Source organism: Coleofasciculus sp. H7-1 (assembly GCF_057473865.1).
The window spans coordinates 20,881-39,335 of the sequence record NZ_JBYCCT010000007.1; the positions used below are offsets into that span (position 1 = coordinate 20,881).

Annotated in this window: 11 protein-coding genes; 4 read left to right on the forward strand and 7 right to left on the reverse strand. The window is 46.0% G+C overall.

Features of this window, described 5'->3' with window-relative positions; all coding sequences use genetic code 11:
• Positions 1 to 206: 206 nt before the first annotated feature.
• Positions 207 to 2,093 (reverse strand): response regulator, encoded by a 1,887-nt coding sequence (locus AC2VDX_RS01360; protein WP_378173532.1) that lies wholly within the window; start codon positions 2,091 to 2,093, stop codon positions 207 to 209.
• Between the two features lie 229 nt (positions 2,094 to 2,322).
• On the opposite strand from AC2VDX_RS01360, the gene AC2VDX_RS01365 reads away from it, so the two are divergent.
• Positions 2,323 to 7,074, forward strand: coding sequence for a PAS domain S-box protein (locus AC2VDX_RS01365; protein ID WP_378173529.1), 4,752 nt, complete (start codon positions 2,323 to 2,325; stop codon positions 7,072 to 7,074).
• Positions 7,075 to 7,323: 249 nt separating this feature from the next.
• On the opposite strand, the gene AC2VDX_RS01370 is transcribed toward AC2VDX_RS01365, so the two are convergent.
• The 6 genes from AC2VDX_RS01370 to AC2VDX_RS01395 form a co-directional block, all read right to left on the reverse strand.
• Entirely contained in the window at positions 7,324 to 8,484 is a 1,161-nt protein-coding gene (locus tag AC2VDX_RS01370) for an AI-2E family transporter (RefSeq protein WP_378173526.1), read from the reverse strand.
• 225 nt (positions 8,485 to 8,709) lie between these two features.
• Positions 8,710 to 10,665, reverse strand: coding sequence for a sensor histidine kinase (locus AC2VDX_RS01375; RefSeq protein WP_378173523.1), 1,956 nt, complete (start codon positions 10,663 to 10,665; stop codon positions 8,710 to 8,712).
• A gap of 41 nt (positions 10,666 to 10,706) precedes the next feature.
• A complete protein-coding gene (gene phnD / locus AC2VDX_RS01380; RefSeq protein ID WP_378173520.1) occupies positions 10,707 to 11,597 on the reverse strand; it encodes a phosphate/phosphite/phosphonate ABC transporter substrate-binding protein in 891 nt (296 codons plus the stop codon).
• Between the two features lie 350 nt (positions 11,598 to 11,947).
• Positions 11,948 to 12,256 carry a hypothetical protein gene (locus AC2VDX_RS01385; protein WP_378173517.1) on the reverse strand — a complete coding sequence of 103 codons (309 nt, stop codon included), beginning with the start codon at positions 12,254 to 12,256 and terminating at the stop codon, positions 11,948 to 11,950.
• Between the two features lie 336 nt (positions 12,257 to 12,592).
• Positions 12,593 to 13,030: a DUF4079 domain-containing protein gene (locus AC2VDX_RS01390; RefSeq protein ID WP_378173514.1), complete on the reverse strand. Its 438-nt coding sequence runs from the start codon at positions 13,028 to 13,030 to the stop codon at positions 12,593 to 12,595.
• A 318-nt stretch (positions 13,031 to 13,348) separates the two neighbouring features.
• Positions 13,349 to 13,744 (reverse strand): DUF1830 domain-containing protein, encoded by a 396-nt coding sequence (locus tag AC2VDX_RS01395; protein WP_378173511.1) that lies wholly within the window; start codon positions 13,742 to 13,744, stop codon positions 13,349 to 13,351.
• A gap of 658 nt (positions 13,745 to 14,402) precedes the next feature.
• On the opposite strand from AC2VDX_RS01395, the gene AC2VDX_RS01400 reads away from it, so the two are divergent.
• The 3 genes from AC2VDX_RS01400 to AC2VDX_RS01410 all read left to right on the forward strand — a co-directional run bounded on the left by AC2VDX_RS01400 (position 14,403) and on the right by AC2VDX_RS01410 (position 18,250).
• Entirely contained in the window at positions 14,403 to 15,974 is a 1,572-nt protein-coding gene (locus AC2VDX_RS01400; protein ID WP_378173509.1) for a photosystem II high light acclimation radical SAM protein, read from the forward strand.
• 99 nt (positions 15,975 to 16,073) lie between these two features.
• A complete protein-coding gene (locus AC2VDX_RS01405; protein ID WP_378173506.1) occupies positions 16,074 to 17,486 on the forward strand; it encodes a DICT sensory domain-containing protein in 1,413 nt (470 codons plus the stop codon).
• Positions 17,487 to 17,602: 116 nt separating this feature from the next.
• The gene (locus tag AC2VDX_RS01410; protein ID WP_378173503.1) at positions 17,603 to 18,250 is read left to right on the forward strand and encodes a pentapeptide repeat-containing protein; all 648 of its coding nucleotides are present in this window, start codon (positions 17,603 to 17,605) and stop codon (positions 18,248 to 18,250) included.
• Positions 18,251 to 18,455 lie beyond the last annotated feature (205 nt).

Genomic DNA, 18,455 nt, shown 5'->3' on the forward strand with positions numbered 1-18,455 from the left:
AATTGATAATTTTGAATTTGAGCGAAGCGAGTGACAAGTTATCGAGAATCAGAAATAAAATTTTAATTCACTATTTCATACTTTTTATAATTGTTATTTTCAGTTGTAATTACTAAGAATGTTGAGAATCAATTCAAATAAAATATAATATAATAAGTTATTGAGATAGGTTTCTTTTAAAAGAGTTGCTTTTGCTATAAACTAATTTAAGCGTGACCAAATTCAACAATATTTTCCCACGCTGAAAACATTCGCAGGCAATTTCTACCTTCATGCTTCGCTCTGTAAAGCGCTCGATCGGCTTGATGTAATAAATCTTGAGAATCAACTAAATTAACAGCGCTAGCGATCGCGCCACCGATACTAATAGTAATGGGTAGCAGCAGATCGTTAGAAATCTTGAAAGGACGCTCGGCGATGCAAGAGCGCAAACTTTCACCATACTCTAAACCATTGTGCAAATTCAGTCCCAGCGTGATGCAGACAAACTCTTCACCGCCATAGCGATACAACAGACTGCTAGGGCGTGCATTGGACTGTAATCGTCCGGCGATCGCTTGCAGCACACAATCTCCCACTGTGTGACCATAGGTATCGTTCACCTGCTTAAAATGATCCACATCAATCAGGAATACACACAAATAACGATAGCGAGTATTCGCATCGCGGGTGCCGACTTGCCGCAGCATATGAGGTAACGCCTGATCCATTGCCCGACGATTTAATAAACCCGTTAACTGATCGGTCAGCGACAAAGATTCTAGCAATTCATTACGGGCAGTCAATTGCTGATTCGCTTGTCGCAGTGCCTGATTCGCTTCGCTCAATTCTTGCGTTAACCGCTGCGATCGCAATCCAGCTCCCACCCGCGCCCGTAATTCACTCATATCAATCGGTTTCGGAAGATACTCATCAGCTCCAGTATCTAAACCCTCCACCCGGTCTTTTACATCCCCACGAATCGTCAGCAAAATAAAAAATGTCAAAGATAATTCTGGATCGGATTTAACCTGGCGACACACTTCCAGTCCATTGATGACTGGCATCATCCAATCGCAAATAATCAGATGAGGGCGTAGCTGTTTTGCTTTCATTAATCCCTCTTCACCATTAGCCGCTACTATGACTTCATGACCTAGAAGTTGGAGTGAGTTTTTGACGACTAACCGAACGCTAGGGTCGTCATCAATCATTAAAATTTTTGACATGGAACAAGCCTGCGTGCCTCCAGTCCGATCGGCGGCAAGAACGACTGGAGTTTCACCCTCCAACTTCTCCCAGTCAATTATCTCAAATAAAAAAGATTGAATCTTTTGGAAATGATTTTCTAGTTTTAGCACCAATTCAGTAACTTCTTTAAAGTTTTTTTGCTGACTTTGAAGTTCTAATCGATCGGCTAAAATTTTTAATTCCTTGACGCCTACATTTGCACTAGCGCCGCGAATTTGATGAGCTTTATGTTCGATTGCTTCAAAATTTTTAGAAAAAGTTGCAGACTTTATCGATAATAAGTTTACTTTTGTATCTTCTAAAAAGGCTTGTAAAATTTCTTTTCGCAATTTCATATCTCCCAGGGTTATATCGTCCAAGCGATTTAAATCCACCAAGTCATTGACATTTGATTCATCCAGGTTGGCACTGGAGTCAAGGGGAAGGGATTTACTTGGTAATTCTATAGATGTGAAGGCGATCGCCTGCTTATTTTTAACAATCGCACGACTCCAACTTTCTAACTTAGCTGCCAATTCTTCCTCACTAACAGGCTTAAGTAGATAATCATCCATGCCGACATTTAGGCAGCGCTCCCGATTTGCTTTCATGCCGTTGGCAGTCATCGCAATCACGATTGTCTGTCGCGCATCACCTTCTAATTGACGAATTTTTTGTGCAGTTTCATAACCGTCTAGTACCGGCATCTGACAATCAAGGAGGATTAGGTCATAATTCACTTGGGATCTCATCCATAACGCTTCTTGACCATTGGCAGCAACATTGGCTTCATAACCTAACTTCTTTAACTGTTTTAATACAATCTTCTGACTCACAAGGCTATCTTCAACTAATAGGATTTTTAGGTGTTCTTGCTTGGTCATAAAACTGATGAATGATTTTACTCTTGACTAAAGGCAATCTAGAACGTTCCAGCAGTTTCTGGCAATCGGCATTTTTGCGGATGTTAACAGAAAATTTGGGCGATCGCGCTTAAGGAAGCCATAACGGAGCAGAAGATATGGCGATCGCCCTCGATTTGAATAACTTTACAAATAGGGATTGCTTTGAGTACACCTGTAAAAATTAGGATGCCATCCTTCAACAACGTAGATGAAAGCACCTTTACCTGATAACGAACCAGAACGGATTCAAGCGCTGCGGAAGTATGAAATCCTTGACACCAGTGCTGAGGAGGCATTTGACGATTTGACGCTTTTGGCAGCACACATCTGCGGCACGCCAATTGCCGTAGTTAGCTTAGTGGATACGGATCGGCAGTGGTTTAAGTCAAAAGTTGGCATTACGGCGCAAGAAACTCCTCGTGACATCGCTTTTTGCGCCCATGCTCTCTTGCAAACCGACCTGTTGGTCATCCGCGATGCATCCGCTGACGAGCGGTTTGCCACTAATCCCCTAGTGACTTCCGATCCGAACATCCGGTTTTACGCGGGTGCTACCTTGATGACACCAGAAGGCTTGGCACTGGGTACATTGTGTGTAATTGACTCCGTACCGCGAGATTTGAGTCCCGAACAGAGGTTGGCGCTGCAAGCGCTCAGTCGGGAGGTGATGACGCAACTGGAGTTGCGGCGGAATAATCGTGAATTGGCACAGGCGATAGAACAGCGCGACAAGGCACAAGAAGAACAGTTTCAATTTTTCACCCTCTCTCTCGATATGCTGTGTATCGCCGGGATGGATGGCTATTTTAAACGCCTGAATCCGTCATGGTCAAAGACTCTCGGCTTCACAAATGAGGAACTGCAAAGCCAACCCTTTATCGAATTTGTCCACCCAGACGACCGGGAAGCAACCATTGCCCAAGCACAAAAAATTTCTATAGGTATAGATACAATTTCTTTTGAAAATCGCTACCGCTGCAAAGACGGCTCCTACCGATGGCTGTTGTGGAAAGCAACGCCCTTGACCGAACAGCAAGCGATTTACGCAGTCGCTCATGACATTACCGAGCGCAAGCGTCGTGAAGAAGAAATGCGGAATACCCAAACATTTCTGAACTCAATTGTCGAAAATATTCCCCACATGATTTTCGTCAAAGATGCTCAAGAACTTAATTTTGTCCGTTTCAATAAAGCGGGTCAAGAATTAATTGGTTGTAACACCGAAGAATTACTGGGAAAAAATGACTACGCCTTGTTTACCAAAGAAGAAGCAGATTTCTTCACAGCCACAGATCGAGAAGTGCTGGCAACCGGAAAAGTTTTAGATATCCCAGAAGAGCAGATACAGACAAAAGATAAAGGTTTAAGAATATTACATACTAAAAAGTTACCCATTTTGGATGCCCAAGGAAACCCGCAGTATTTATTAAGAATTTCCGAAGATATTACCAGTCGCAAGCAGGCGCAAGAGGAGCTGCGAAAAAGCGAAGAATGCTTCCGCTTAGTCGTAGAAGGGGTAAAAGATTATGCAATTTATATGCTCGACCCCAAGGGATATGTTGTGAGCTGGAATGCGGGAGCAGAAAGGATTAAAGGATATCGAGCGGAGGAAATCATCGGTCAGCATTTCTCTTGTTTTTATGAGCCAGGAGAAAATCAACAAGCGATCGCGCAAAGCGAACTAGAAATCGCGATCGCTCAAGGTAACAGCGAAGCCGAAGGCTGGCGCGTGCGGAAGGATGGCTCGCGGTTTTGGGCGCACGCTGTCGTGACCGCCTTATATGATGACGCTGGACAACTGCGCGGCTTCTCCAAAGTGACGCGGGATATTAGCGAGCGCAAACAAACAGAAGAAGCATTGGCTCTGCAAGTCCGTCTGGCTCACTTTCGCGCCGATGTGGATTCTGCCCTCACTCAGAGCGACACGTTGCAAAGCATTTTGCAGCGCTGCACCGAGGCAATGGTGCGGCATCTAGAAGCGGCATTCGGTCGCATCTGGACGCTCAACCGCGAGCAAAACGTGCTGGAGTTGCAAGCCAGCGCCGGGATGTACACGCACATTGAGGGCTTCTATAGCCGCGTGCCCGTAGGTCAATTTAAAATCGGCGCGATCGCCCAAAATCGCCAACCCCACCTGACCAATTCCGTCGTAGACGATCCTCAGATTATTAACAGAGAATGGGCGGTGCGGGAAGGAATGGTCGCCTTCGCTGGATATCCCCTAATTGTTGAAGGTTCTGTGATGGGAGTGATGGCAATATTTGCCCGTCAACCCCTGAATGAATCCGTTCTCCAGTCACTGGAATTTGCAGCGGACAGGATTGCCCTGTGGATTGAGCGCAAACAGGCACAAGAGGAATTAAAGCGGCAGAACTTGCGATCGCAATTATTTGCCGAAATCACCCTGAAAATTCGCCAGTCCTTACAACTAGAAGAAATTCTCCAAACCACAGTAGAGGAAGTGCGAAAATCCCTCGCTTGCGATCGCGTGGTGATTTATCGTCTGGGAGCAGATAAAACGGGTACAGTCGTCACCGAAAATGTCGTTTCTGGCCCACCCGCCATATTAGGGCAAACCTTCAGCGCGGAAGTCTTCCCCGAAGCGTACCATCAGCGCTACTGCCAAGGACAGATCGGGATCGTTGCTGACGTAGAAAATGCCGAGATTTCACCTTGCCATCGGGAATTTTTGCAGCAGTTGGCAGTCAAGGCAAAATTAGTCATCCCTATCTTGCAGAAAAACCAACTTTGGGGACTGCTGATTGCCCACCAATGCACCTCGCCCCGACAGTGGTCTAGCTTTGAAATCGAACTGTTGCAACAACTCGCAGACCAAGTCGGCATTGCCCTGGCTCAATCCCAACTCCTAGAAGAAGAAACCCGCCAGCGCCAGGAACTAGAAATCGCCCGTCACCAAGCTGAGTCAGCTTCTCAAGCCAAAAGCGCCTTCTTGGCAAACATGAGCCACGAAATCCGCACCCCCATGAATGCCGTTTTGGGGATGACCGGGCTGCTTTTAGACACCCCCCTGACCGTAGAGCAAAAGGATTTTGTTGAAACCATTCGCATTAGTGGCGATGCCCTCCTGTACCTGATTAATGAGATTTTGGACTTGTCCAAACTAGAGGCTGGAGAGATGGATATCGAAGTTTTAGACTTTGACCTATCCACCTGTGTAGAAGAAGTCTTAGATTTATTAGCTCCCCAAGCTCATGCGAAGGATCTGGAAATTGCTGCCTTGGTATATCGCAACGTTCCCACCCACCTCCAAGGCGATGTCGGTCGTCTGCGGCAAATTCTCACCAACCTGATTGGCAATGGCATTAAGTTCACTAACGCCGGTGAAATTGTGGTCAGGGCAGAACTGCAATCAGACACCTCCCCAAATTCTCTTGGGAAGAGCGAACAGGAGGAGGTCACTATCCGCTTTTCTGTCACCGATACTGGCATTGGCATCACCCCAGAACACATGAGTCAATTGTTTCAACCTTTTTCCCAGGTAGACTCCTCCGCCACGCGCAAGTATAGCGGCACTGGCTTGGGACTCGTCATCTGCAAACAGCTCGTCAGCTTAATGGGAGGAGAAATTGGCTTTGAGAGCCAACCAGGGAAGGGAAGCAAGTTTTGGTTTACGGTGCCATTCAAAAAGCCAGCGCAACGGATAACACCAGCCATCCACACTTCTAGCAATCTAGCGGGACGGCGTCTGCTGGTGGTCGATGACAATGCCACAAACCGCAAAGTGGTTCGCTCTCAGGCGGCGCACTGGGGGATGCAAGTGGATGAGGCGGATGGTGCTGCCGCCGCCATGAGAGTTTTGCAAGAAGCTCTGGAGTGGGGAATTCCCTATGATGTGGCGGTGATTGATATGCAAATGCCCAACGTTGATGGCATTACTTTGGGCGAGCAAATCAAAGGAAATCCCATGCTGGCTAATTTACCCTTGATTATGCTCACTTCTGCCGATCAGCGAGGGGAGGCACAACGGGCAACTAAGGCAGGATTTGCTGCCCATTTGATTAAGCCAGTCAAGCCATCTCGCTTACTGGATACCATTCTCTCCATCTTGGGGAAGCAAGAGGAACCGAGGGACAGAGGCAAAGAGGCAGAGGAGAAGAATTTTTCACCCCAGCATTCCCAAGTCCCGATTCCCAAGTCCCGATTCCCAAGTCCCCAAAGCAAGTTGCGAATTTTGCTGGCTGAGGACAATCTGATTAATCAAAAAGTTGCCCTCAAGCAGCTAAGCACTTTGGGTTATGAAGCCGATGTCGCTGCTAATGGGAAGGAAGTCGTACAGTTATTAGAAAAAATTCCTTATGACTTAGTTCTGATGGACTGTCAGATGCCGATTCTCGACGGTTATGAAGCAACGCGAGAGATTCGGCGGCGACAAACAGAAGGTTCGCGCCGTACCATCGTCATTGCCCTAACGGCTAACGCGATGAAAGAAGACCGCAAACGCTGTCTTGATGCTGGGATGGATGACTATTTGAGTAAGCCAGTATCAAGGGAACAGTTATCAGCGGTAATTGAGCATTGGGCGGAAGTGATTTTTCAGGGTGCAAATGTCAGCAGTGGGGGTGTTGCCACACCGGAAGATGTAGAGACGCCAAAGAAAGCGTCTTTACGAGATTTGGTGGATTGGGAACATCTGCATCGACTTTCTGAGGGCAGCACGGGGTTTGAGCTGGAACTGTTGCAAATGTTCTTCACGGAAGTTCAAGAGCATCTGGAATTGGTGAAAAGAGCGATCGCTATCAATGATTTTGATAGTCTTGCAAAAGAAGCCCATCACATCAAAGGTGCGAGTGCCAACGTCGGAGTAGAGGGGATGAGAAACAATGCAGAAAAGCTGGAGGAACTCGCCTCCCATCAACAACTTGAGGGAGTTATTGAAATAGTATCTGCGTTAGAAACAGCCCTCTGCCGCATTCAAGCTTGGGTTAAGGATAATGAATAATTAAAAGGGAATTGTTCATCTCACATCTTGCATTCGCACCAACCGCTAGCACCAACCGCTAGCACCAACCTCCAGGGATTTAAATCCCTGGCTAACAACAAAAGTCCTCTCAAGAGGACTAAATACAGATCAAACAATACAGATCAAACAAAGGTTTAAGTCCACGCTTCGTGGACTTGGGCTATCAGCCCGGAACTTTAATTTCGGGCGAGATGAAAGGTCATCATAAAAGTGATGCCAGATTTGAGTTTATTGTTCATTAGCCCCCTGCTTTTCTGCTTTGGTTGCGTTACCTGCCGTGTCTGTAGCGGAAGCCGCAGGAAGTGCTGATATGACGACTTCCTTGGCAAAGGGGTTGTGAAAAAACGATCCGGTTTGGGGTGGCAGCATGGGATTGAGGACAATTTCTGCAAGACTTTTTCCGACACCTGTTAGGGGAATTGCCAAAATCACCCCTAACAATCCTCCCAATTTCCCTCCGAGTAGGAGAGAGACGAAGATAATGACTGGGGATAAACCTGTCAAATTGCCCATAATGCGAGGTGCGACCAAATTATCTTTTATCTGCTGAAGTGCGATCGCTACGGCTAAGACTTGCAGCGCCTGAAACCAATTGATAAACGCTACCACAATGACAACCGTGGCAATTCCTAAAGTTGCTCCGATAAAGGGAATGATTTCCATCAACCCAATAAAAACCGCAAATACTAGGAAAAATGGCACGTGCAATGCCCAAAATGCTAGGGAAAGAGTAGTCGCCATAAACACACCCAATAACACCTGACCCGACACAAATCGCTGCAAATTTCGTTGCAGTGATTCTGTCAAACCGCCTTTAATTTTGGGTGAGAAAATACTCGTCAGTCCCTGCCAAACTCGCTCACCATCAATGAGCATATAAAATGAAATGACGAGAATTAGAATTAAGTCAAAAAACCAGTTAAAGGTGCCTAATACTAAGCCAAAGCCTCTGGTAGCGATCGCTTGGGCTTGCGCTTGTACTCGTGCCAACAACTCAGAAGCCAAAATTCGCACGTCAAATGGCAAATTGTGTTCTGCACTCCAAGCTTGGAAGGTAGCTAATTGCTGTTGTCCAGACTCCAGTAGCGAAGGTAAATTTGTCACCAATTGCCGCCCCTGATTAAACACTGGCGGCACTACAGTCAGGGCAATGAGTACCAGCGTTAAAGCTGCTATCAAATAAACTAAGATCGCTGCTACACTCCGGGGCAAGAAAGTTTGCAAAACGGCAACAGCATAGTTGAGAAAAAATGCAATCAGTCCGGCGGTGAGCAAAATGCTAATCAACTCACCCACATATCTCAGAGCCAAAATCGTCACCCAACCGCTTGTCAGAACGAGCAGCCAAGTGATTAGAAACTGTTGGAGTGGTGAAAAGGCACGATTCATCTTTGCTCTATCTCAATGGGGGAGAGTAATCCGCCGGGGGTTGAAACCCCTGCCTCATAGCTAAAGTCGTCTTTAGACGACTATACATTAGTATTTGAGTCGTGTTTAGACGACTTGGACTATTAGCTCGTGGACTTAAGTCCCTGGCGGGTTTTAGCAGAATGAAATAGCCTTGGTTCATGGCGATGAACCATCAAGAGCCTAAGTTTATTTACATTTACCTACTTAGTTGTGGGTTTTTATAGGCAACGCGATCGCAAACTCTGTTCCTTGTCCCGGCTCCGAAATAACCTCGATTTTCCCCTTGTGCTTTTCAACAATTTGGTAGCAAATGGATAGTCCTAAGCCAGTGCCTTTACCTACCGGCTTCGTAGTGAAGAAGGGATTAAACAGCTTGTCTCTAATTTCTAGAGGAATTCCAGAACCATTATCACGAATTCCCACTCGAATATAGTTAGAGTTGAACCGTTCCGTGCGAATTAGAATTTGCGGATTGTGGATTTTAGGATTGTGGATTTTAGATTTTAGATTGGGGATTGGGAACTCTCCTTTGTTTCTCTGCTCCCCCTCTTCCTGTCTCTCCTTTTTGTTCTTTGCCTCTTCCAAAGCATCAATTGCATTACTGATAATGTTCATAAATACCTGGTTTAGTTGAGCTGGGTAACACTCAACTAGAGGCAAATCTTCATAGTTTTTGACTACCTCAATCCCCAACTTAAGACGGTGATTGAGAATCAACAGCGTGTTTTCTATCCCTTCATGGATATCGACTGGTTTCATCTCAGATTCATCAAGGCGGGAGAAGTTTCGCAAAGACAAAACAATTTGCCGGATACGTTCAGTACCCATTTTCATAGAAGACAGTATTTTGGCAAAATCTTCTGTAAGAAAGTCCAGGTCAATTGCTTCAATCTCCTCTTGAATGACAGGGGTAGGGTGGGGGTACTGCTGCTGATAGAGATGTACTAAATTAAGCAGTTCTTGCGTATAAACGTTAGCGTGTTCCAAATTACCGTAGATGAAATTGATGGGGTTATTAATTTCATGAGCGATGCCAGCAACTAGCTCTCCCAAACTGGACATTTTTTCAGTTTGAATGAGTTGAGATTGGGTTTGTTGAAGTTCTTGGAGCGCTTGTGTCAATTCCTCAGTTCGTTGTTCTACTCGCTCCTCTAGTGTCTGACGAGCTAACTCTAGTTCGTGGGTATATTCTCCTACCCACTGCACCAGACAATTTAGAGAGGTTGCTAATGACCCCACTTCATCCTCAGTTGTGACCGGACTGCGGAGGTCAAAGTTAGATTCTTGGGTGATTGCTCTAGCAACTTGAGTGACGGCTTCTAGGGGACGAGCGATCGCACGAGTAGTAATAATCGCCAACGCTACCGCGATCGTAACTGACAGCAGCATACTCCCAACAACAATTTGCAGCCTGAGTATCTGTGCTTGCTCAAGCTGGTTTCTTGCTTGCATCTGTTGAGATTCTGCCGTTTCTTTCAACCCAGTTAAACTCTCTGCCAGTCGATCGAATTTAACAGTGATATTAGTTGCTGTTGTGCTTCTGATAGAATTCAACAACTGTTGCTGTGCTACCGAAATCTCCTCTGGTTTCAAGTTAGCTGGCTCGATTTGCTGCCAGAGTAACTTAATTAAGTAAGTGTAGGATTCGGTATTTGTTTCATAACCCTTCAATAAATCTTTTAACTCTGTAGCCTTTGTTGCTAAGTTATCGGGGTAGCTATCTATAAAAGAATTAAATTCAGTTAACAGTGCCTCGATCCGATTAACACTTCTAAAAAACTTAGCAGTTTCGTAGTCAAACCAAATTGATTCTCCTAGTACAGTAACCAGCCGCTGTGGGTGCGATCGCACTTCGCCAACAGCATTTTCTAAATTACTGAGGAGGTTTTGCTGCTTCTCGGCAATTATTAGCTGCTTTTGAGCCTGTTTTTCGTAGTAATCTCCACTAATTAGACCAATCGTTGTTCCTAGAACTGCTATGCCGATAGCCAAAGAATAGCCGTAACCAATTTTTTTGGCTATACTCAAGTGCGGAATAAAGCGTCCTATCCAGTTTGTAGGAAATTTCAAGGTATTCCCTTGGCTATCTAAAGTTAGGCTTATCTGCAACCCGTGTCCTTGGAGACTCTTTGAGGAAAGTCTAAAGGTTTTAAAAAGCATAAACCAAATATCCCCAAAAGAGTCGAATCAAGTGATTAAACCTATTGAACAAAACTGCCTTGTCCTATGGCTTTATAGACCTCCCGAATCATGTTGTAATCAGCATCATTCGCCGCAACTAACTGAGAGCCTTTGTACTTACCTTCCTCGACGGATAAAAGACTTTGAATCAGTTTATTCTGATTTTTAATTGCGCGCTCACTCATCTCTTTAACGAAGTCAGGATCGAGCTTACTACTGGCAACAAATAAATCGTTGGGAAGAAGCGGTCCTTTCACTATTAGTGGTAACTCACTCTCAGATAAGCCTTCATCTCGGAGGAATTTCTCATACTTAACAGCAGACCCTCCCCAAGCATCAACCTCACCTTTTTTCAAGGCGGGTAGTCCCTTACTTCCTAACATGAGGATTTTTATGTCAGATTTAGGATCTAATCCAGCGTCTATCAAAAACTTGGTGGGACCAAGATAACCGCTGGTCGATCCTACCTGCCACATGGCAATTTTTTTACCTTTTAACTGTGCTACTGACTTGATCTTGCTGTTAGCAGAGACACAGATAACTGCATGGTAGTTGGGTCGCGTGATACCGATGACAGGAACTGCGTTTGTCCTTGCACGCATCACCACGTATTCCGAGGGACCTGTGAGAACAAAATCTAGCTGATCGGACTGTAAGGCGGCGGCTGCTGCTGTGTAGCTTTCAACGGGGACAAACTCAATTTTCTTTTCCAGTACCTCCTCTAGTGCCATTCGCAATTCCCCATAATCGCGCTGCAACTGTTCAAGACTTTGAATATCTGTCACTGTAAATCGAAGCTTTTCAGGGGAATTTTGTGCAGATGAAGGCGAATCTCTATCATTAGGGTTACTTGCTACCGTACAGCTGGTGATTAATATTAGGGAATACCAGAGAAAGTGCCGTCGTTTCATAACTATTTGCCTACAAATAAATAAATATAATTTTAGCTAATTTAAATTATATCTTGGTTAACAATAGGTCGTAAATTATTTAAATCTAATTGTAGAATAAAAAAATAAATTTAAAAGTCTTATAAGAAGGTTTGTCCTTATCAAAGTTACAGGCATCTGCGGCTCTAAGTTCCCGTTCTGCAGGAACTTAGAGCCGCATATATTTCTATGAGATTAACCAAGGCGATCGCGCTTGTCTTACTGAAATTGCCGATCGATAAGACTTTAGGGCGATGTGAATGCGATCGCTTACACTAATTCCGTAGAGAGCGCATCCCACGTTGCATTCTTTTCTAATTTCTAAAAACCGATTACCACAGCGCCTGTACCGGCTCTTCTTCGGGTGGTATCTCTTCGGCTGGTATGGTATACGGACTGCTGCGAGTTGCAGGTTGCTGTTGCGTTACTGTAGGGATTGTTCCCGTAGGGGTTACGGTTGGCGCTGGGGTAACAGTAGCGGTCGGCGTAGGAGAGGGCGATGGTGTTGTAGTTTGAGTACCCGCAGGAAGCACTTGGCTCGCACTCCGACTACCGAGGGGGAAGCGCACGCCCACTATACCGCCTAAAAAAATAGCCAGAGCTACTACGAAAATCACGCCAGGGATTATTTGATCGCGCATCGATTAGGGGTGAAGGCTTACTTTAGTTCATCTTAGCCTAGTCAAAAACCCTAAGCTGTTAGCTCAAGGAAATAACTTTGTGTATTTTCACGAATTTTCTGTCAGTTCCACTCACCCCACCGACGGATTTCTCAGCGGCAGGACTTACACAACATCACTACATCTGAGGGCAACCACAGGGGGATTGAACCCGAAAAAACGCTATATGTATAAGCTTTGCGTAAGTCCTGAGCGGGTTGTCCTGAAAAAGTAGAGGCGGGGAAACCTACCCCTATTCGCCGGTTTCTTCAGCAGAAAAATTGTCATCCAACTAGAAAGATTAAATCTAAGTTAAATCTAAGGTAAATACTTTTGCACCACGCTCCAGCCGGTTAGCGAAACCCAGGCTAATCCCACCAATAGCACCAGATTGGTTGCAATATGAACCGAACGCGCCCAAGCTCGGTTGGGATTAATGAGAATTGCACTTCCCGCTGAGAGCAACACTAATACCACCACGACCCAACCGGCAATCCAGTGCGCCGAGTGAGCGAGGCTGCCATAATGACCTAACGTGCCGACAACCCCAATGGCTAGCAGCAGCAAGACGAGAGCCACCAGAATTGCGCCAGTAGCGTAGTGAAAAAGACGCAACCATCGCGGTTGCGAACTTCTTTGCTGACGAGCCGCAAACATCCAACTGCCAGTGACTCCCAGCAATAGGTAGGCTAACAGAGACAAGCCCATCGACCACGCAGCAATTTTCCAGAGCCAGAGAAAGGAAGGTAGATTCACTCGTTACTTATTTACATTCAGCTACAGCCGCATCTACTTTTCATCTTAAGCTGTTCGCTTGGCGCTATAGCAATCCTATTTTAGTGGTGAGATACCAGCCCTTGAGATCCCCGACTTCGTAAGAGTTGCCCTAGGATCTTGCTTTCACGAATCATTTAGGACTGCTATATCAGTGAGAAAAAAAAGAATTTGTCTACCTAAGTATACGAGAATTTACCAGTCAATTCCTCTAAAAGCTAATCGCTAATCGCTGAAAATCCCATAAAAAAGAGTTGTCGCTCATGACAACCCTAAAATTACTGAATTTTCCCAGCAAAACTAGCCAATATAAGCGGTTGTTAAAGATTCTACGGTTTCTAAATTTCTTTTTTTCTGGATTTCAAGCTTCCGGGTGTTATCGTTTATTGCCTTTTTTTCCTCATCGTGTAGGTCGATTGTATTATACTCGGAATCATTGCCTTCGTTGATACACAGGCGATCGCACGGAATTTTATCTGAAAGAATGGCACTCGCCATCATCCCTGTATGAATTTCCAGATGAGCCTCTGGTATTGCTTCAAACACTAAGCGTTGTCCTGGAAAGACAACCCGCTCAAAGTACCAGTTCGGAAGATTACTAATCCGAGCAATTTGAATGTGGCTTGTAGCATTAACGTAGCAGCAGAGAATGCGATCGCTGTTACCAGAAGGAAGGGGATCGAGTATTTGAGCCATAACTGCCGAGGAGCTTTGCGCCACTGTTGAAGATTACAATAACTAAGCTAACATTGGGCGATCCCGGCTTGTTGTAAACACGACTACCAACTGAGTATTTTGGTGAGATATCTCCCCAAAGTTAGAGGCAAAAATTCCACTTTTAGTAATCCTTGCTACTTGCGATTGTAAGGGCAATTCCCCGTGCCTTAGCCTCCGACTTGGGCCACTACTCCCTGTCAAAACACCTTCCCCACGCCTCATGCCAGCTTTGCTAGATGAAAATGCCAGCGAAGTAAAGATTTCTTCAGGATCGGCAATGAATTCGTGCTTAATTTCGGCTTGCTGCCGAGAATAGACTTCCGATCTTGGAGCGATTTTTGCAGCGTTGCGTTCCCTTTTTCGCCTCCAGAACCAAAATCAGGGCGAGACTGAGGATAGTAAATGTTATCGTAAAGTTATATAAAGACCTTTCAGAATCATTTCATTTATAGATACAGAGGTGCTGCTGTCGCCAGTAATTCCTGCGGGTCAATGGCGGATTCACATCTAGTCGCTAAAGATACCCAACATGGCTCAAATCCTGAGAGCAAGTCTTAGTCAGAAGAATTTTTGAGAAAGCGATCGCATTTGTCGCTTTCGATCTCAGTAGTAGTAAATTTAGATACAAAAAACCACGATGAATAATCGAATTCTCTACGTCCGCCTCCCCTGCAACCCGATTTTCCCCATCGGAGTGGTTTACTTATCCGATCACGTACACAAGCAATTCCCAGAAGTAGAACAGCGGATCTTTGACTTGGGAACCGTGCCGCCTCTGGATTTCACTGGGGCGTTGGATACTTGTGTCGATGAATTCAAACCCACACTACTGGTATTTTCCTGGCGCGATATTCAGATTTATGCGCCCGTGGGAGGCAGAGGTGGCAACCCACTCCAGCACGCCTTTGAGTTTTACTACGCCAAAAATCCGCTGCTGAAATTGCGCGGGGCACTGGGAGGGCTGCGCGTCACCACGGCATACTACACCGAACTCTGGCGCAACCTGGGATTAATCAAACGGGGACTCAAACGCGCTCAAAAATATCATCCAGAAGCCAAAGCCGTTGTCGGTGGCGGTGCTGTGAGCGTATTTTACGAACAGCTGGGTAAGAGTCTGCCATCCGGGACAGTTGTTTCGGTGGGTGAAGGCGAAGCGCTGCTGGAAAAAATGCTGCGAGGGCAAGATTTTCGGGATGAACGATGCTATGTGGTGGGAGAGACAACGCCACGCGATCGCATGATCCACGAACGTCCCACTAATATCGAAAAAACCGCCTGCAATTACGACTACATCGAAACCATTTGGCCTGAGTTTCAATATTATCTGCAAGACGAAGATTTCTATGTCGGCGTGCAGACAAAGCGGGGTTGTCCCCACAACTGTTGTTACTGCATTTATACAGTTATTGAGGGCAAGCAGGTACGGATTAACCCAGCCGATGAAGTTGTCGCCGAGATGCAACAACTTTATGACCGAGGAATTCGTAACTTCTGGTTTACCGATGCTCAGTTTATCCCAGCTCGGAAATTTATCGATGACGCCATTGAGCTATTGCAGAAAATCCTCGACGCTGGGATGAAAGACATCCATTGGGCAGCTTATATTCGGGCAGACAATTTAACGCCTGAGTTATGCGACTTGATGGCGAAAACCGGCATGAACTACTTTGAAATCGGCATCACCAGCGGTTCCCAAGAACTTGTGCGGAAAATGCGGATGGGCTATAACCTGCGGACAGTCTTAGAAAATTGCCGCGACTTAAAAGCAGCAGGCTTCAACGACTTAGTTTCCGTCAATTACTCATTTAATGTAATAGACGAAACTCATGAAACAATTCGCCAAACCATTGCCTATCACCGGGAGCTAGAGCGAATCTTTGGTGCGGATAAAGTTGAACCGGCAATCTTCTTTATTGGCTTACAACCCCATACTCATTTAGAAGAATATGCCTTCGATAAGAATATCCTTAAACCAGGATACAACCCGATGAGTATAATGCCGTGGACAGCTAAAAAATTACTTTGGAATCCAGAACCCCTCGGCTCATTCTTCGGTGAAGTTTGCCTGCAAGCATGGCAACAAAATCCTAACGATTTCGGTCGAGAAGTGATGAAAATTCTAGAGGAGAAACTTGGTTGCGCCGACTTAGAAGAAGCCCTCGCGGCACCTATTCAGTCAAAAGAAAAACACCTAGTTACTGTATCTTAGTTTCATGAATTGCTAAGTAGACATTGCCCACCCTAGCCTGCATTTCTCTTCTTTCCTTGTTCTTTGCGTCTTTGCGGTTCATTTAATAAAACCAAAATTATGTTAGAAGGCTCCATTCTGCAACAGCTAGAAGTTGCCCACAGATCGAGTAAAAGACCGATTCGATTTGGGGTGTACTACAAAAACACCCTCGTTGCCCTGTGTCATGCCCTGGAAGACCACATCTTAACTGAGGACAGTTCCCCCTTGACCATCGCCGCCTTCCAAAGAGGCAAATGGTATCTGCAAGAAGCAGATCGCTATAGGGACATTGCACAGAAATCGCGTCAGATTGCCATCATGGCGTCACCGGATACGGGGTTTACCGAACACCCCACCAGCCAACTGCCCAATGTAGATATAGTGGCATTAGACACATCCGACCCGGTGGCTGAAGAATGGCACTTAATCATCTTTTCGCCAACATACACGGCAATGGTGCTTTGTCAAGAGATTTCAGAAGAAGATTATGGTGCAGCAGGGCTACCCGCGTCAGATTTGGAGCGTAAGTTCTATGGTTTGTGGACGTTTGAGCCAGAGTTGGTGAAAGAGACGGTGGATTTAGCGATCGCCCATATTGGTCGCTACAACCCGGAACTAGAGAAAAAACTCATCGCCTGTAAAGAGTCAATCCAGCCATCCTTAGCAACCCCAGAGAATCTAAGTTCAGTGGTGTCTTCCGTGGTGGAGTATCTCCAGCATGGGCAAGAAGATATATCGACTGGCACAAATCTAGACATCCCCGTTGGATCTCGCCAACAAGCGCTGGATCGGAATTTAGTTTCCAATGAAATTCAGGCATTCTTGCGGATGGCGCAGCTGATGGATATGGCAGATATTACCAATCCAATGGCAGCAGCGGAAGTGGTGGCACTTTCCGAAATGATAGGGCAACTACTAGATTTACCCGCTTGGCAGATGAAACGCCTGCGCCTTGCCGGGTTGCTGCACCGCATCGATCCGATGCAGGGAGCGGAAAGTGTTCTGGCTGCTGCTAAGTCGAGTCGCTACGACGAGGATGCACCCAGTTATGCGCTGACTTGTCCATTGGTGCCGGGAGCGCAAGTATTGAGAAGAATGTCACAACTGCGGGCAGTTGCCCAAATCGTCACTCACCAAACCGAGTGGTGGAACGGCACGGGTGAGCCAGCCGGGTTAGCTGGTGATGAAATTCCCTTGGAATCGAGAATTTTGGGATTAGTCGCAGACTTTCAGTGGCGACTCGTGCAAGCGAGAAATGCCAATCCCGACAGCGAAGAGAATTTATCAAAAGCTATAGAAGAGTGTCGGCAACAACAAGGCGATCGCTTCGATCCCAAATTGGTTGAAACTCTATCACTCCTCGTCATGGGTATGCAACAGGGTTTGAGTCTACCTGTCACGCCAACCAAAGTGACGGCGGGAATGTGGCTCTTGGATGCAAATCTCTATGGCGGTACAGCCGTGCAACCTTCATTAATGGGGAATGGGTAATGGAAGTTATGAGTTTTGATTGAAAAGATAGTTCTTTCATGCAAAACTCAGACGCGATAACCACAAATCTTACAACTTAAAACTTTTTCCCCATTCGCAATCCTTCAATCCTTAAAATGGACATTCAAGCAATTCGTTCCGGCAAACTCAAGCAACTGCAAGGTACAGATTTAGAAGACGAAGATTTTTCAGGAGTAGATTTGCGAGGCATCAATCTCGCCGGTGCTAACCTCGTTGGCACAAATTTTAGTGGCTCCAACTTAGAACGCGCCCGTCTCGATGGTGCAAATTTAATCGAAGCGCAACTAACAGGCGCTGACTTGCGGGCGAACCTGCTGGGCGCTAACTTGATGCAAGCTGACTTATCCGGTGCTGACTTGCGCGGTGCAAATTTGCGAGGCGCTAACTTGATGGGAACGAAACTCACGCAAGCGTCTTTTGCCGGTGCCTTCTTGAGCGGTGCTAACTTGATGAGCGTCAACTTGCAAGGCGTGGATTTGCGGAGTGCTGACTTGCGGGGTGCTAACTTGAGCGGTGCCAATTTGCAAGGTGCAGACTTAAGCCAAGCGGATTTACGGGGCGCTTTGCTTAGTGAAGCGAATCTAGAAGAAGCAGACTTGCGGGGTGCAAATCTTGCCGGGGCAAATTTGACTGGAGCAAATTTGCTCTGCGCTGAGTTAGATAGTGTTAACTTGACTGGCGTGACTTTGGATCGAGCTTGTTTGACTGGAACCTGTGCGGACAAAATGGCTTCAAAAGCCTGAACAAACAGCCGCTATTAGCGGTTCTCAGTTGGCTCAAAAAACCTAACAAGAACAGCCCCTTCCCTACCTGGTAAGGGGCAGGGCTATTTCATTCTAGACAGAGAGGGTGAAATCCAGTAAGCTAAAGCTCAACGAATTTTTCTTATCGAGCTATGAGAACGCTTGCCATTGTGGAAGCCTTTTCCAGTTTGCCTGACGCACGACG

Coding starts and splice junctions, on each gene's coding strand:
- AC2VDX_RS01360 (WP_378173532.1), bottom strand. CDS start 2,093: ATGACCAAGCAAGAACACCTAAAAATCCTATTAGTTGAAGATAGCCTT.
- AC2VDX_RS01365 (WP_378173529.1), top strand. CDS start 2,323: ATGAAAGCACCTTTACCTGATAACGAACCAGAACGGATTCAAGCGCTG.
- AC2VDX_RS01370 (WP_378173526.1), bottom strand. CDS start 8,484: ATGAATCGTGCCTTTTCACCACTCCAACAGTTTCTAATCACTTGGCTG.
- AC2VDX_RS01375 (WP_378173523.1), bottom strand. CDS start 10,665: ATGCTTTTTAAAACCTTTAGACTTTCCTCAAAGAGTCTCCAAGGACAC.
- phnD (WP_378173520.1), bottom strand. CDS start 11,597: ATGAAACGACGGCACTTTCTCTGGTATTCCCTAATATTAATCACCAGC.
- AC2VDX_RS01385 (WP_378173517.1), bottom strand. CDS start 12,256: ATGCGCGATCAAATAATCCCTGGCGTGATTTTCGTAGTAGCTCTGGCT.
- AC2VDX_RS01395 (WP_378173511.1), bottom strand. CDS start 13,744: ATGGCTCAAATACTCGATCCCCTTCCTTCTGGTAACAGCGATCGCATT.
- AC2VDX_RS01400 (WP_378173509.1), top strand. CDS start 14,403: ATGAATAATCGAATTCTCTACGTCCGCCTCCCCTGCAACCCGATTTTC.
- AC2VDX_RS01405 (WP_378173506.1), top strand. CDS start 16,074: ATGTTAGAAGGCTCCATTCTGCAACAGCTAGAAGTTGCCCACAGATCG.
- AC2VDX_RS01410 (WP_378173503.1), top strand. CDS start 17,603: ATGGACATTCAAGCAATTCGTTCCGGCAAACTCAAGCAACTGCAAGGT.